The organism is Acinetobacter sp. USHLN143, assembly GCF_037145695.1.
Lineage (GTDB): Bacteria > Pseudomonadota > Gammaproteobacteria > Pseudomonadales > Moraxellaceae > Acinetobacter > Acinetobacter fasciculus.
In genome coordinates this window covers 16448-29942 of sequence record NZ_JBBCWZ010000005.1, presented here as the reverse complement: position 1 = coordinate 29942, position 13495 = coordinate 16448, and the positions used below count along the sequence as shown (strand labels likewise).

General features: G+C 44.7%; 14 protein-coding genes and 5 tRNA genes. 12 read left to right on the top strand and 7 right to left on the bottom strand.

What is annotated here, in order from left to right; all coding sequences use genetic code 11:
• Positions 1 to 108 precede the first annotated feature (108 nt).
• Positions 109 to 729, top strand: coding sequence for an alpha-ketoglutarate-dependent dioxygenase AlkB family protein (locus WFH18_RS02720; protein WP_004281082.1), 621 nt, complete (start codon positions 109 to 111; stop codon positions 727 to 729).
• 64 nt (positions 730 to 793) lie between these two features.
• Here the strand turns inward: WFH18_RS02720 and ruvX are convergent, their stop codons facing one another.
• The 3 genes from ruvX to recN all read right to left on the bottom strand — a co-directional run bounded on the left by ruvX (position 794) and on the right by recN (position 3560).
• Positions 794 to 1237 (bottom strand): Holliday junction resolvase RuvX, encoded by a 444-nt coding sequence (ruvX, locus tag WFH18_RS02715; RefSeq protein ID WP_004281083.1) that lies wholly within the window; start codon positions 1235 to 1237, stop codon positions 794 to 796.
• Positions 1230 to 1784 (bottom strand): YqgE/AlgH family protein, encoded by a 555-nt coding sequence (locus WFH18_RS02710; RefSeq protein ID WP_004281085.1) that lies wholly within the window; start codon positions 1782 to 1784, stop codon positions 1230 to 1232. The genes ruvX and WFH18_RS02710 overlap by 8 nt, the downstream gene beginning before the upstream one ends.
• A 114-nt stretch (positions 1785 to 1898) precedes the next feature.
• Positions 1899 to 3560: a DNA repair protein RecN gene (recN, locus tag WFH18_RS02705; RefSeq protein WP_004281087.1), complete on the bottom strand. Its 1662-nt coding sequence runs from the start codon at positions 3558 to 3560 to the stop codon at positions 1899 to 1901.
• A 442-nt stretch (positions 3561 to 4002) separates the two neighbouring features.
• On the opposite strand from recN, the gene ppnP reads away from it, so the two are divergent.
• From ppnP to WFH18_RS02690, 3 genes are all read left to right on the top strand, one after another.
• A complete protein-coding gene (gene ppnP / locus WFH18_RS02700; protein ID WP_004281089.1) occupies positions 4003 to 4326 on the top strand; it encodes a pyrimidine/purine nucleoside phosphorylase in 324 nt (107 codons plus the stop codon).
• 134 nt (positions 4327 to 4460) lie between these two features.
• A complete protein-coding gene (rlmB, locus tag WFH18_RS02695; protein WP_004281091.1) occupies positions 4461 to 5210 on the top strand; it encodes a 23S rRNA (guanosine(2251)-2'-O)-methyltransferase RlmB in 750 nt (249 codons plus the stop codon).
• A gap of 6 nt (positions 5211 to 5216) precedes the next feature.
• Positions 5217 to 6140: a DMT family transporter gene (locus WFH18_RS02690; protein ID WP_004644926.1), complete on the top strand. Its 924-nt coding sequence runs from the start codon at positions 5217 to 5219 to the stop codon at positions 6138 to 6140.
• A 21-nt stretch (positions 6141 to 6161) separates the two neighbouring features.
• Here WFH18_RS02690 and coaE read toward each other — a convergent pair whose 3' ends face one another.
• The 4 genes from coaE to pilB are packed head-to-tail and all read right to left on the bottom strand — an operon-like array spanning position 6162 to position 10593.
• On the bottom strand, positions 6162 to 6761 hold the full coding sequence (gene coaE, locus WFH18_RS02685; protein WP_004281093.1) for a dephospho-CoA kinase: 600 nt from the start codon (positions 6759 to 6761) through the stop codon (positions 6162 to 6164).
• A 1-nt stretch (position 6762) separates the two neighbouring features.
• A complete protein-coding gene (locus WFH18_RS02680) occupies positions 6763 to 7623 on the bottom strand; it encodes a prepilin peptidase (RefSeq protein ID WP_004281094.1) in 861 nt (286 codons plus the stop codon).
• Positions 7623 to 8852, bottom strand: coding sequence for a type II secretion system F family protein (locus WFH18_RS02675; RefSeq protein ID WP_004281096.1), 1230 nt, complete (start codon positions 8850 to 8852; stop codon positions 7623 to 7625). Before WFH18_RS02675 ends, WFH18_RS02680 begins: the two co-directional genes overlap by 1 nt.
• Positions 8853 to 8883: 31 nt before the next feature.
• On the bottom strand, positions 8884 to 10593 hold the full coding sequence (gene pilB / locus WFH18_RS02670) for a type IV-A pilus assembly ATPase PilB (protein WP_005265509.1): 1710 nt from the start codon (positions 10591 to 10593) through the stop codon (positions 8884 to 8886).
• Between the two features lie 277 nt (positions 10594 to 10870).
• Between pilB and tpiA the strand changes: the two genes are divergently transcribed.
• The 8 genes from tpiA (at position 10871) to rimP (ending at position 13488) form a co-directional block, all read left to right on the top strand.
• Positions 10871 to 11662 carry a triose-phosphate isomerase gene (gene tpiA / locus WFH18_RS02665; protein WP_004281100.1) on the top strand — a complete coding sequence of 264 codons (792 nt, stop codon included), beginning with the start codon at positions 10871 to 10873 and terminating at the stop codon, positions 11660 to 11662.
• Positions 11663 to 11675: 13 nt separating this feature from the next.
• Complete coding sequence (gene secG / locus WFH18_RS02660) at positions 11676 to 12005, top strand: preprotein translocase subunit SecG (RefSeq protein ID WP_004281101.1); 330 nt, start codon at positions 11676 to 11678, stop codon at positions 12003 to 12005.
• Between the two features lie 53 nt (positions 12006 to 12058).
• Positions 12059 to 12143: transfer RNA gene (locus tag WFH18_RS02655), tRNA-Leu, on the top strand.
• A 54-nt stretch (positions 12144 to 12197) separates the two neighbouring features.
• Positions 12198 to 12274: transfer RNA gene (locus tag WFH18_RS02650), tRNA-Met, on the top strand.
• 80 nt (positions 12275 to 12354) lie between these two features.
• A tRNA-Met gene (locus WFH18_RS02645) sits at positions 12355 to 12431 on the top strand.
• A 67-nt stretch (positions 12432 to 12498) separates the two neighbouring features.
• A tRNA-Met gene (locus WFH18_RS02640) sits at positions 12499 to 12575 on the top strand.
• Between the two features lie 88 nt (positions 12576 to 12663).
• Positions 12664 to 12740: transfer RNA gene (locus tag WFH18_RS02635), tRNA-Met, on the top strand.
• A gap of 223 nt (positions 12741 to 12963) precedes the next feature.
• Positions 12964 to 13488, top strand: coding sequence for a ribosome maturation factor RimP (rimP, locus tag WFH18_RS02630; RefSeq protein ID WP_004281103.1), 525 nt, complete (start codon positions 12964 to 12966; stop codon positions 13486 to 13488).
• Positions 13489 to 13495: the final 7 nt, after the last annotated feature.

Here is a 13495-nt window from a genome sequence, read left to right as displayed (position 1 = left end):
GGAATTAGGCTAGCCACAAGCATAAATGTTGTAGTCATTTGTGAAGAGCAGTTGTAATCCTTTAGGTCGAATGTCAGTATTTTCATGTGGATACTGGATTGAATTGATATGACTCTCGATTTATTTGCACCCCAGCCGCAAGCCAATGTATTACCTTTTGATGGGGTAGTGGAGGATTATGGCCTGATTTTGGATCAGGAACAAAGCCAGCAGTATCTACAGCATTTTCTCAGTCAGCTGGCCTGGCAACATGATGAAGTGCATTTATTTGGCAAGCACCATGTCACAGGTCGCCAGGTGGTCTGGTATGGCGATGAACATTATCAGTATCGTTATTCTGGTACGCTCAAACAAGCTCAGGTATGGACACCCGGATTATTCCGTTTAAAGCAGCATATTGAAATTCTGGTCGGTCATCCCTTTAATTCCTGTCTGGCCAATTTGTATGAAGATGGTTCCCAAGGCTTGGGCTGGCATAGTGATGATGAGCCGGCGTTATATACAGGTACCTCTCGGGAAAATGTCATCGCTTCTCTAAGTCTGGGAGCTACCCGTAAAATGAGCTTTAAGCATAAAATTCACAGCGATAAAGTCGATGTGCTGTTACACAGTGGACAACTGATTGTGATGCGTGGCGCGACGCAGCAGCACTGGAAGCACAGTATCAGCAAAACCAGCAAAGTTTTAACACCGAGAATTAATCTGACTTTTCGTTATTTTTATCCTTAAGAAGCATTTTGGAGTGTAAAAAAGCACCCTAAAGGATGCTGATTTAAAAAAATTTAAAAACAGATTAAGGCGTGATTCCGGCAGGATGGCGATACCAGCTTTCAATCAACAAGGCAGCCGCAATACTGTCCGCAGAGAGTTTCTTGCCTCGACCTTGAGCTTGGTAATGATCCAGTTCATCGCGTGCTTCACGGGTGGTCAAACGTTCATCCACCATCCAGGTTTCAATATTGGTCTGATGACGTAAACGGCGGGCAAATTTTCGCGCCCGTGTCGACAGCTCCGATTCACTATCATCCATATTCAATGGTAAGCCGACCAGAAATAAATTGGGTTGATGGCTTTTCACGATTTTGAGTAGTTCATCCCAGTTGGGAATACCATCTTTCATGGGAAATAAGGGTAGGGGATTGGCACTAGCAATCAGGGATTGTCCGACCGACATTCCCATTTTTTGTGTACCAAAATCAAACGCCATAATGGTTTGTGGCGCGTTTACATCAGGCATGTCCAATCTCGGAAGATAACCAGTTGCGGTCTACCCCCATTTTTTTATAGGCAGCGTCCCAACGGTCGTTATAAGGTAAATTAAAAATCAGATCCATATCGGAATCACAAATCAGCCAGTCACCACGAGCAATTTCCTGTTCCAGCTGGTGTTTGCCCCAGCTGGCATAGCCAAGTGCAATCTGATAGCGACCAACGCCTTCATTATGCGCAATGGCATCCAGAATATCTTTCGATGTGGTAATACAGACATTCTCGCCTACGGCAATAGACGAATGCCAGGTCGGCTGACCGGTATGCAGGACAAAGCCGGCCTCAGGGCGTAATGGACCACCTTGCAATACTTCATGCGGATTGACATTGTCTGCTTCAATATCAAGATCATTCAGCAATTCTTTAATTTGAATGCCGGCAGGTCGATTGATAATGATGCCTTGCGCACCATCTTCATCATGCCGTGCGAGATAAATGACCGTCTGGGCAAAAAAATCATCATTCGCATGCGGCGGTGCAATCAGACAACGATGTGTCAGAAACTGTTTGGTCACCTGAGCAGTTCTCCTTAAAATTAATTTCTTCGCAGAGAAATCCTATGATCCTAATAGCTACGTTACTAGAGCTTCTTGGATTCACCAAATTTTATTTGTCCAGATTGTAAATATTTAAGCCTGCTGAAATTTCAGCTGACGTAACTGACGGGCATGTTGCAAGGTGGTTTCACTAATCTCTACACCACCTGTCATTCTTGCAAGCTCCTGAATTATTTCATTTTCTTCAAGATTGATAATCGTGCTGCTGGCAGGATCAGTCTGCTGTTTTTTCACCAGTAGGTGCTGATCAGATTGTGCTGCAACCTGCGCCTGATGGGTAATACACAGAATCTGTACATGTTGGGCCAGATCGGCCAGTAAACGCCCGACAATCTCTGCGGTACCACCACTGATCCCGACATCAATTTCATCAAAGACCAGCACTTCCGCTTCGGTTTTTTCCGCATTCATGACTTGCATCACCAACGCAATACGCGAAAGCTCACCACCTGATGCAACCCGGGCCAAAGGCTGTGCCGGAATGCCTTTATTGGCAGTAAAAAGTAGCTGGATAAAGCTCAGGCCTTCGCTAGATGGATGTTCCAGAGGCTCAAACTTAAACTCAAAATGTGCTTCAGGCAGTGCCAGCTGTTTGACCTGCTCAGTGAGCTGCTTGGCCAAAGGTGCTGCGGCTTCACGGCGAATCTGATCCAGATGTTGGGCTTTATCCAGAAATTCCTGATAAGACACTGCTACCTGTTCAGCCAGTGTTTCCGGATCTTCCAGTTGATGTAACTGTTCCAGTTCACTTTGCCAGGCTTCATATTCTTCTTTCAGTAATTCTGGCTGGGTACGATATTTACGTGCCAGACGATGGAAGATTTCTAAAGTTGAATTCAGTACTTCCATGCGTTCAGGATCAAAACTCTGCCGATCCATAAACTGGCGTAAATTCGCTGCTGCATCTTCAAGTTCGCTTTGAGCATTCAGTAGGGAAGTATAAATCCCGGAAAGCTGTTCACTGCGTCCGGCATGCGACTCAACCCGACGCATAATTGATGCCAGTTCCTGAGTGATATTCTGTTCAGCTTCATCCAGCACATTCAGGCTATAGACACAGTCCTGCATAATGGCTTCATGATGCGAGAGCCGATCAAATTCCTGTTCAATTTCAGGATAATCCGTCTGAACAATTTCTTCCAGTTCTTCGAGTTGCAGCTCAAGGGTTTCCAGACGCTGCTTGCGTGTCGCTTGTGCATCCAAAGCTGCCTGATGCTGGCGAATATTTTTTTGCCAAGTGCTATACGCATCACGTACTGCTTGAGCCGGCGCATAAAAATGATAATAACGATCCAGCCAGTGCTTCGGATAAGGCGGTTCCAGAAGTTGCTGCTGACTATGCTGGCTATAGAGTTGTACCAGTAAACGCCCAATTTCTTTCAGTTCAGACAGGCTGCTCGGACGTCCATTGATCCAGGCCTTGCTGCGGCCGGTAGCAAAAATCACCCGGCGTAAATGAATTTCACCTGATTCGTCATCCAGCTCATGTTCTTTTAACCATGCGGCTTCAGGACTGTGTTCCTGATAGCTGAAACTGGCAGTGACATCGGCTTTTTCTGAGCCATAACGTACATAATTGGTATCGGTTCGCTCACCCAAACAGGCAGACAATGCATCCAGTAAGAGGGATTTACCTGCACCGGTTTCACCGGTTAAAACGTTAAAACCTTTATCAATATCAATAGCAAGATGTTCAGCTAAAGCAAAATTGATCAGAGTTAAATGTGTCAGCATAAACGCATCCGGGCTGCGAAAAGTTTGATTGAAATAGCCTGATGTCGGATTGGGGTCGCAACATGGCTGTGATTATTATAAATCAGGACGAATCAATTTCATTCTATCTTAAATTTTAGCGATTTATATATGCTTATTTCACTGTATTTTCGCAAGAAGCTGACTCAGAAGTCCGTTAATGCACTGCTGATTTTCATATTTTTGACATCCCCAATCTTTAAATTAAAGATTCAATTGAGCCTGTTTTTAAAAGAGCGCGTGCAGATCGAAACTTAAGTTTATCTATCAGCAAAATACAGGCCAAAACATGCTGTAAATAGAAGGGGTTCAGGTGATACAGAATATTTGATCGACGCCGACAAACTTCGATTGATTAGTTGAGGGTGCACATTTAAACTACAGCAATCAAAATATTACAAAATGCTTTATCTGGAGAAATCGCATGTCAGCTCAGTTTGATCATGTATCTGTACTTAAAAAATCTAATGTATATTTCGGCGGGTTGTGTATTAGCCACATTGTACAATTTGAAGACGGGACCAAAAAAACTTTGGGTGTCATTCTGCCATCAGAAAATGCCTTGACCTTTGAAACACATGTTCCTGAGCGTATGGAAATTGTTTCAGGTGAATGCCGTGTTCAGATTGGCGATAGCGAAGAAAGTGAGCTGTTCCGTGCGGGGCAGTCTTTCTATGTGCCGGGCAATAGCCGTTTTAAAATCGAAACCGATGATGTGCTGGACTATGTCTGCCATTTTGAAGGTTAAGTCCAGATTCAAGATCAGTGTAAACCGGGCAAGAAATTTCAGTGCGAATCGGTTAAACTAATCAGCTATAGAAATCCTGTGAAGTCAGCTTTACGGGATTTTTCTTTTGTATATAACTAATCTAGAGGTCGTTCATGGCAAAACCTGAATATTTTTATGGCGTACATTCAGTGGAGTCATTGTTAGAGCTTGAGCCTGAACGTGTCTTGACATTATTCACTCTCAAAGGACGCGATGATCAGCGTTTAAAGCGTGTACTGGAACTGGCTGAACCGTTTGGGATCAGTGTGCAGCAAGCCAGCCGTGACAAACTGGAGAAACTGGCCGGGCAACCGTTTCATCAGGGGGTCGTAGCCGCAGTTCGTGCTCATCCAACCCTGAATGAAAAAGATCTTGAATCCTTGTTGAGTGCGAATCCTCAAGCGTTGTTATTGGCCCTCGATCATATTACCGATCCGCATAATCTCGGTGCCTGTATCCGTACAGCCGCTGCAATGGGCGTTGAGGCAGTGATTGCGCCACGTGATCGTTCTGCAACGTTAACCCCGACTGCACGTAAAGTGGCTGCAGGTGGTGCGGACAAAGTCAAATTCATTCAGGTCACCAATCTGGCGCGTACTTTGGGTCAAATCAAAGAAGATTTTAATGTTCGTGTTGTCGGAACTATGCTGGATGAAAAAGCGCTGCCGATTCAAAATTTTGATTTTACCGGTACTGGCGTCTGTATCGTGATGGGTGCGGAAGATACTGGCCTACGTCCAATTACGCAAAGCCAATGTGATCAGACCGTGTATATTCCGATGGCAGGTAATCTGCAAAGTCTGAATGTCAGTGTGGCTACAGGCATGGCGCTGTATGAAGCCTGCCGTCAACGTAACCTTTAATTGATGATGGCATTGTCAGACCGTACCCAAGGCTATGTTTTTTTAGTTGTTACCATGTGCATCTGGGGCGGTTTTACTTTAACAGCCCGCCTGAATGCGCTGTGGCAGATCAGTGCTTGGGATATTGTGGCCTTGCGTTTTTCTTTGGCCTTCCTGATTCTGATGCCGATCTTGCTTTATCGTAAAGAGGCCGCTTTTTTACTGAAAAAAGAGCCTTTTATTTTAGCTATGATTGGCGGGGTGATTTATTGCCTGTTTGCCTATAGTGCTTTTCACTACGCACCTACCGCCCATGCTGCAATTTTCTTGAATGGCTGTATTCCGATCTGTACCGCGATCATGGCTTTTTTTCTGATGGGGCAGGCTTTTGATAAACATACCTGGGCCAGCCTGATCATTATGATCGTCGTACTATGTCTCATGAGTATGCTGATGTATCGGGAAACTGGTGTAGCCTTTGGGGCAGGGGACGGGCTGTTTTTTATCAGTGCCATACTTTGGGCGATTTTTACTGTTTTATTGCGTAAATATCAGCTAACTGCATGGCAGGCAATGTGTGGTGTCGCGATCTGGTCGGCAGTGATATATGTGCCGATTTATCTGCTATTTTTACCGAAAAATTTGAGTGTGCCTGAACCCAAGCATTTACTGTTTCAGACCATTTTTCACGGCATATTTGTGGTGATTATTGCTACTTTAAGCTATGTAGAAGCCATCAAGCGTCTTGGTGCATTTAAGGCAGGCAGTATTACCAATCTTGCACCTTTTATTGCGGCAATTCTGGCTGTACCTTTATTAAATGAAACTTTAAGTCTGGCCATGGTGTGTGGCCTGATGGGTATGGCCGTCGGGGCCTTACAGCCGTGGCGCTGGTTACAGCATCAGGACAGTCTGAGCCGAAAATTAGCAGAACAAAAAAAGCAGTCTTAATCAGACTGCTTTTTTTATGCTTCAGCTGGCTGCCATGTTTAAATATTTTTGATGTAATGGTCTGAGATGAGCATAGAGATGATCCAGATGACCATCATTTAGGACAATATCATCGGCCATGGTCTGCTTTTGTTCGCGGGACATTTGGGCGGCAATGATATTGCGAATTTGTTCGATATTCTGGCCATCACGTTGTGAGGCCCGCTCAATTTGCAGTTCGATGGTGGCATCAATCAGTAAGGTATGCTGAGTGAGTTCGTGCTGATTGGTTTCAAATAAAAGTGGTGAAACCAGAATGGCATAGGGACTTTGCGCAGCATGTAGTTGCTGGATAATGGAAGTGCGAATTGCCGGATGGGTAATACTTTCCAGGGTCTTGCGTGCTTCAGGAGACTGGAAGATATATTCACGCAAGGCACGACGATTCAGTGAGCCATCGGCAAGCAGTACCCAATCGCCAAAAGCCTGCTGGATCTGGGTAAGTGCAGGCTGCCCAATTTCGACCACTTCACGCGCTACCACATCGGCATCGACTACCGTGATCCCTTGTGCTTCAAACCACTGACTGGCAGCAGACTTGCCACTGCCAATCCCGCCGGTTAATCCGAGTATAAATTTCACTTTATTGACCTAAATACACTTTCATAATCTGCTCGCCCCACAAAAAAGCAATCCAGCCGGCAATCGCGATATAGGGACCAAAGGCAAAAGGCTGATTTTCCTTGCGGACTTTCAGTAGGATAATCCCGATAATCGCACCAACCAGAGAAGACAGCAGCACAATTAAAGGCAGTAATAAAGGCCCCATCCAGGCACCCAGGGCGGCAAGCAATTTAAAATCGCCATAGCCCATACCTTCCTTGCCGGTAACGATTTTAAATGCATAATACACCACCCACAGACACAGGAAACCAATAATATAGCCCCAGATGGCAGCACCGGGTAAGGTATAAAGTGCATAACTATTTACCCCCAAACCTAGCGCGGCCAAGGGTAAAGTATAACGGTCAGGCAATAACTGGGTGTCAAAATCAATAAAAGTGAGTGCGATCAGCACATAAGTCAGGATCAGGCCAAACAGCATTTGTAGGGTAGGGCCAAATACTGCTACGACAAGGAGTGCACAAACTGCCGTCAGAATTTCAACCAAAGGATAACGGATGCTGATCGGATTCTGGCAGTTGCTACATTTTCCGCGCAGGACCAGCCAGCTAATGACGGGAATATTCTGGTACCAGCGGATTGGCTGATGACACTTGGGGCAAGCTGAAGCGGGTTTGCTTAAACTTAACTTAGTTTCATCAATCACCGGCTGTTCCGGATGCAGGAACATCTGGCAATCAGTACGCCATTCCTGTTCCATCATCTTGGGAGTGCGGTAAATCACGACATTCAGAAAGCTGCCGATACATAAACTAAAAAGCCCAACTGCGATATACAACGCCGTTGGGTTTTGAATAAAATATTGAAGAAAATCGTGCATTAAACCACAGAACCCATTTGGAAAATTGGAAGGTACATGGCAATCACCAGACCACCGACAAGCACACCGAGAACAGCCATAATGAGCGGTTCCATCATCGAGGTTAAGCCGTCAACTGCATTGTCGACTTCATTTTCATAATGTGTGGCTACTTTGTCTAGCATGGCATCTAGTGCACCAGATTCTTCACCAATCGCGACCATTTGTACTGCCATGGATGGGAATTTGTTGGTCACGCGCATGGCAAACTGTAGTTGTTGACCTGTGGCGACATCTTCACGGATTTTCATCACGGCATCTTCATACACGACGTTATTGGTAGCGCCGGCAGTGGATTCCAGTGCATCAATCAAGGGAACACCAGCTGCGAAAGTCGTGGCCAAAGTGCGGCTATAACGTGCAATAATCGCTTTATACACCAGGTCACCAAAAATCGGGGCTTTGAGTGCGGCCTTATCCAGAAAATCGCGGAATTTCTTGCTGCGTTTTTTCGCTTCAAGAAAAGCGGTAATCACGGCCCCAATGGCGATAATCAGCAGGAACCAATACTTTTGCATCCATTCCGACATATTGACCACCATTTTGGTAAAAGCCGGTAAGTCCGCACCAAATGAAGAGAATAAATCCTGGAAAACCGGGACCACTTTGACCATCAGAATGATGGTAACAATTAGGGCGACTACAACCACCGCAGCAGGATATTTCATGGCTTTTTTGATTTTTTGCTTGAGTAGTTCGCTTTTTTCTTTGTAAATCGCAACGCGATCTAGCATGGTTTCTAAAGCACCAGATTGTTCACCAGATTCGACCAGTGAACAGAATAGGTTGTCGAAATATTGTGGATATTTGCGCAGTGCTCCGGCAAAAGTATTACCGCCTTCAACCTCACCTTTAATTCCTAGTACAACTTCACGCATCGCCGGATTTTCCAGACCTTCTGCGACAATTTCAAAGCCTTGTACCAGTGGTACCCCGGCTTTCATCATGGTCGCCAACTGTCGGGTAAAAATTGTAATATCCAGTGTTGAGACTTTTTTCTTCATCAAGCCTTCAAGGATATTTTTTTTCTTTTCCCGAATGGTCTTGATGCTGATGCCTTGTTTCCGAAGGGTGACCTTGGCCAGAGCCATATTTTTTGCTGGCAATTCCCCCTTGATCTTTGCCCCTTTACGATCAATTCCTTCATAGCTGAAGATCGGCATCATCTGGCCTTTCTTTACTGCTGCCATACCTTTATCCTTATTTTAGATCAGCGCCCGATCATTCGCTGGTGACACGATTGACTTCCTGTAAAGAAGTCACCCCCTGCATCACCTTGATTAAACCTGACCGGCGTAAATTGTTAAAACCTGCACGTGCGGAAGCATCTGCAATTTCAAGTGCATTGCCGTCCTCCATAATAATTCTGGAAATTTCGGGTGTTACTTTCATAACTTCATAAATACCTACACGACCCTTATAGCCTTCACGACATTCATTGCAGCCCACCGGTTCATAAATTTGGAACTCAGGTTGCTGCAAGTCGGTTTCGGTAAAGCCCATCTCCAGTAAGCTTTGTTGCGGAATATCTGCAGGTTTCTTGCATTGTGAACACAAACGACGCGCCAACCGTTGTGCAATGACCAGGTTTACTGAAGTGGCAATATTGAAAGAGGGCACCCCCATGTTTCGTAAACGGGTCAAGGTCTCAGGCGCACTATTGGTATGCAAGGTCGACATCACCATATGACCGGTCTGCGCCGCTTTAATCGCAATCTCGGCAGTTTCCAGATCCCGGATCTCACCGACCATTACGATGTCCGGGTCTTGACGTAAGAAGGACTTCAGTGCGGCAGAGAAGGTAAGACCAACTTTATTGTTGACGTTGACTTGATTAATGCCTTGTAAGTTAATCTCGACCGGATCTTCCGCTGTCGAAATATTGGTATCTTCACGATTGAGGATATTCAGACCGGTATACAGTGAAACGGTTTTACCGGAACCTGTTGGACCAGTGATCAGGAGCATGCCTTGCGGTTTGTCCAGCGCTTGCATAAAAAGGTCTTTTTGTTCCGGTTCATAACCTAGTGCATCAGTTCCCAACATCGCGCTGGAGGGATCCAGAATTCGCAGTACCAGCTTCTCACCAAACAGGGTAGGGAGAGAGTTGACACGGAAATCAATGGCTTTATTTTTAGAAAGTTTTAATTTAATACGACCATCTTGCGGTACCCGTTTTTCAGAAATGTCCATTTGCGACATGACTTTAAGACGCGAAGACAAGCGATTTGCCAGCTGTAGTGGTGGTGTTGCAATCTGGCGTAATACCCCATCTACCCGGTAACGTACCCGATAGATTTTTTCATAAGGTTCAAAATGTAAGTCTGAAGCCCCCATACGGATCGCATCAATTAGTAATTTATTAATATATTTGACAATCGGTGCTTCTTCACCCTTGTTACTGTCATCCTCTTCTTTATTCGGATCAGCAGATTCGACATCAACATCCAGATCAAAGTCTTCATCGAATTCAAAGGTACTTTCTTCGGTAAAATTCTGCTCGATCAGTTTTTCAAGTTTATTGTGTTCAACAATAATGGTTTCAATATTGAGTTTGGTGGAAAAGCGGACTGCATCAATCGCTTCGATATTGGTCGGGTTACTGGTCGCAACATATAAAATACTGGAATTTCTAAAAATCGGCAGAATGCGATGCTTGGTAATCAGCTTTTCATCAATCGCATCCCGAAGAATTTGAGCAGGATCATAGGCACTGATATCAAACAGCGGTTCGCCAAATTCGACTGAAATCGTTTCAGCAATGACGGTTGGAGAAAGTTGCTGCTGGTTAATTAACTCAGCCACAATATCGATTTTTTCTTGTTTGGCATGCGCTAATGCACTGCGCATATCTTCAGCCGAGATGACGCCTTCCTCGACCAAACGACGAATAAATCCGGTAAATCTTGGCGACCCCTGTAATGCTGTCATGCTATAAATGCCTACTCATCAAATTCTTTTAATTGCTATACTAAAATTATACGTTTGTTACGTAAAAATACCATAGCCAAGAGTGCTGCTAGCTTCCTCATCTCCAGTAAAAGCATGAACTGGTTGGAAGAAGTCCCCATTTTTTTAAGTGATAACAAAAAATAACCATTTTGGATAGTCTAAACTGAGAAGGAGTGATAAGAAAACTATTCTTTTAATTTTCCAATTCCGTGTAGAATGTGCCCAATTCAAAATATGTAAATGAAATAGGTTAATTATGTCGGTTTCGACGATTACCCCTTGGGTGATAGGTAACTGGAAAATGAATCCGGTGCAGGCAGATGCATTGAGCTTGGTGCGTGGTATTAAGAATTTGCTGGAAACTGCGCCAATTGCCGAAGATCAATGTCATTTAGGTGTGGCACCGATTGCCATTGCCTTAAGCCAGATTCAGGCAGAGCTGTCATCTGCGGTTCGTCCGATTTATACCGTAGCACAAGATGTTTCACGTATTTCTGGAACAGGTCCCTACACTGGTGAAGTCAGTGCTGAATTGTTGGCCGATAGTCAAATTCACTATGTACTAGTGGGTCATTCTGAACGCCGTGAAATATTTGCGGAAAATGCTGATATTTTAAATGCGAAAATCAAGAATGCCTTAAGTGCCGGTTTGACCGTGATTTATTGCGTTGGTGAAAGCCTGGAACAACGTGAAGCAGGGCAGGCAGAAGCTGTAGTGCTACAACAGATTTGTGATATTGCTGCTGTGGTTGAAGCTGAGCAATGGAAAAATATCGTGATTGCCTATGAACCGATCTGGGCAATTGGAACTGGTAAAACTGCTTCTCCTGAAGATGCACAGGCCATGCATGCACAAATCCGTCAAGGTTTAAGCCAGATCACTGGTTATGGCGCGACGATGGCGATTTTATATGGTGGTAGTGTCAAGCCGGAAAATGCAGTAGAGTTAGCAGCCTGCCCAGATATCAACGGGGCATTGGTCGGTGGTGCATCACTCAATGCTGAGTCGTTCCATAAAATTGCTCATGCATTTGCAAATACACAATAATTAGGAGTTCAGCATGCAAACTTTTGTGCTGGTAGTACATATTATCTTAGCTGTTTTGATGATTGTCTTGATTTTGGTTCAGCATGGTAAAGGTGCAGATGCTGGTGCCTCTTTCGGTGGCGGTGGTGCAGCGACAGTATTCGGAGCATCGGGTTCGGGTAATTTCATGACCCGTTTGACTGCAATTTTTACTGCACTGTTTTTCGTAACCAGTCTGACTTTGGCGATTTTAGCCAAGCAACAAACCTCGAATGCCTATAGTTTGGGATCGGTTCAGTCTGCGCCGACCACACCTGTACAATCGAATGAAACTTCACCAACTGCACCAGAAACGACCGAATAGTTTTAATTAATCCTTTCTTTTTTTCAGTGATACGACTAGAATGCGTCACAGCTGCGGTGGTGGTGGAATTGGTAGACACGCTACCTTGAGGTGGTAGTGCTTTCGGGCGTGGGGGTTCAAGTCCCCCCTTCCGCACCAACTTATAATCCAGAAATTTAAGTTGGTGTATGCAGCTGAAAAAACTTCTGTTGATGCGGGATGGAGCAGTCTGGTAGCTCGTCGGGCTCATAACCCGAAGGTCGTTGGTTCAAATCCAGCTCCCGCTACCAATCAATCCTTTTTAAAGGCGCAAACTTTCAAGAGGCAGCTTAAACAGGTTTTAAGTTGAGAAAATTAATTTGCATGTTGTTGCGGGATGGAGCAGTCTGGTAGCTCGTCGGGCTCATAACCCGAAGGTCGTTGGTTCAAATCCAGCTCCCGCTACCAATCTTTTAAAGATGCAAACTTTAAAAGCAGTTTAAGTTTTTTAAACTGAATGTTATTTGTACGCTGATGCGGGATGGAGCAGTCTGGTAGCTCGTCGGGCTCATAACCCGAAGGTCGTTGGTTCAAATCCAGCTCCCGCTACCACTTTTTCAGCGACAGATGACAAATATGCAGAATGATGTGGTTTTGATTGAAAAGTTCTCATCTTTTGTATATAATTTTTGCACGTTGATGCGGGATGGAGCAGTCTGGTAGCTCGTCGGGCTCATAACCCGAAGGTCGTTGGTTCAAATCCAGCTCCCGCTACCAAGTTTCTAAAAAGAGGCTCACAACAAGGTGGGCCTTTTTGCACAGTGGGATTTGAAAAAATCTTAAATTGTGCATTAATTGGGGCGATTTACGCCCTTTTTTATTGGCTATCGTGTAGTGTCGACATTATTTGGTCAAATCTCCATGTTTCACTACTACTATAGTTTGTATTGGTTTGTAGTGGTCAAATAGATCATAAAATCGCACCAGATGACGAGAGTAAATGAAGCTATCAAATAAAACTCAAGCACTTCAGGACTTGATTGCACCAGCAGTTGAAGCCTGTAATGTAAACCTTTGGGGGATTGAATTCCTGCCACAGGGTAAATGTTCGTTATTACGTATCTACATCGACAAGCCAGTCGATGAGAGCGTTGCACCAGCAATCAATGAAGATGGTGAAGAAGAGCAGGGGCGTGGTATTGGCGTTCAGGATTGTGTGCGTGTCACGCAGCAAGTGGGTGCAATGCTGGATGTTCATGATCCGATCTCGGGTGAATATTCACTTGAAGTATCTTCGCCAGGCTGGGACCGTCCATTCTTCCAGCTCGAGCAGATGTCAGGCTATATCGGTCATACCGTAGCACTACGTTTGATCAGTGCGGTAGATAACCGTCGTAAATTCCAGGCCAAACTGGTTGCTGTCGATCTTGAAAATGAAATGATTCAGGTTGAAGTAGAAAAGCAACAGGTATTGGAGATCGACAGTCACAATATCGATAAAGCAAATTTGGTCTTCCAAGATTAATTTAATA

Coding starts and splice junctions, on each gene's coding strand:
- pilB (WP_005265509.1), bottom strand. CDS start 10,593: ATGACAGCATTACAGGGGTCGCCAAGATTTACCGGATTTATTCGTCGT.
- ppnP (WP_004281089.1), top strand. CDS start 4,003: ATGTCAGCTCAGTTTGATCATGTATCTGTACTTAAAAAATCTAATGTA.
- ruvX (WP_004281083.1), bottom strand. CDS start 1,237: ATGCCTGATGTAAACGCGCCACAAACCATTATGGCGTTTGATTTTGGT.
- WFH18_RS02675 (WP_004281096.1), bottom strand. CDS start 8,852: ATGGCAGCAGTAAAGAAAGGCCAGATGATGCCGATCTTCAGCTATGAA.
- WFH18_RS02680 (WP_004281094.1), bottom strand. CDS start 7,623: ATGCACGATTTTCTTCAATATTTTATTCAAAACCCAACGGCGTTGTAT.
- secG (WP_004281101.1), top strand. CDS start 11,676: ATGCAAACTTTTGTGCTGGTAGTACATATTATCTTAGCTGTTTTGATG.
- recN (WP_004281087.1), bottom strand. CDS start 3,560: ATGCTGACACATTTAACTCTGATCAATTTTGCTTTAGCTGAACATCTT.
- rlmB (WP_004281091.1), top strand. CDS start 4,461: ATGGCAAAACCTGAATATTTTTATGGCGTACATTCAGTGGAGTCATTG.
- WFH18_RS02690 (WP_004644926.1), top strand. CDS start 5,217: ATGGCATTGTCAGACCGTACCCAAGGCTATGTTTTTTTAGTTGTTACC.
- WFH18_RS02720 (WP_004281082.1), top strand. CDS start 109: ATGACTCTCGATTTATTTGCACCCCAGCCGCAAGCCAATGTATTACCT.
- rimP (WP_004281103.1), top strand. CDS start 12,964: ATGAAGCTATCAAATAAAACTCAAGCACTTCAGGACTTGATTGCACCA.
- tpiA (WP_004281100.1), top strand. CDS start 10,871: ATGTCGGTTTCGACGATTACCCCTTGGGTGATAGGTAACTGGAAAATG.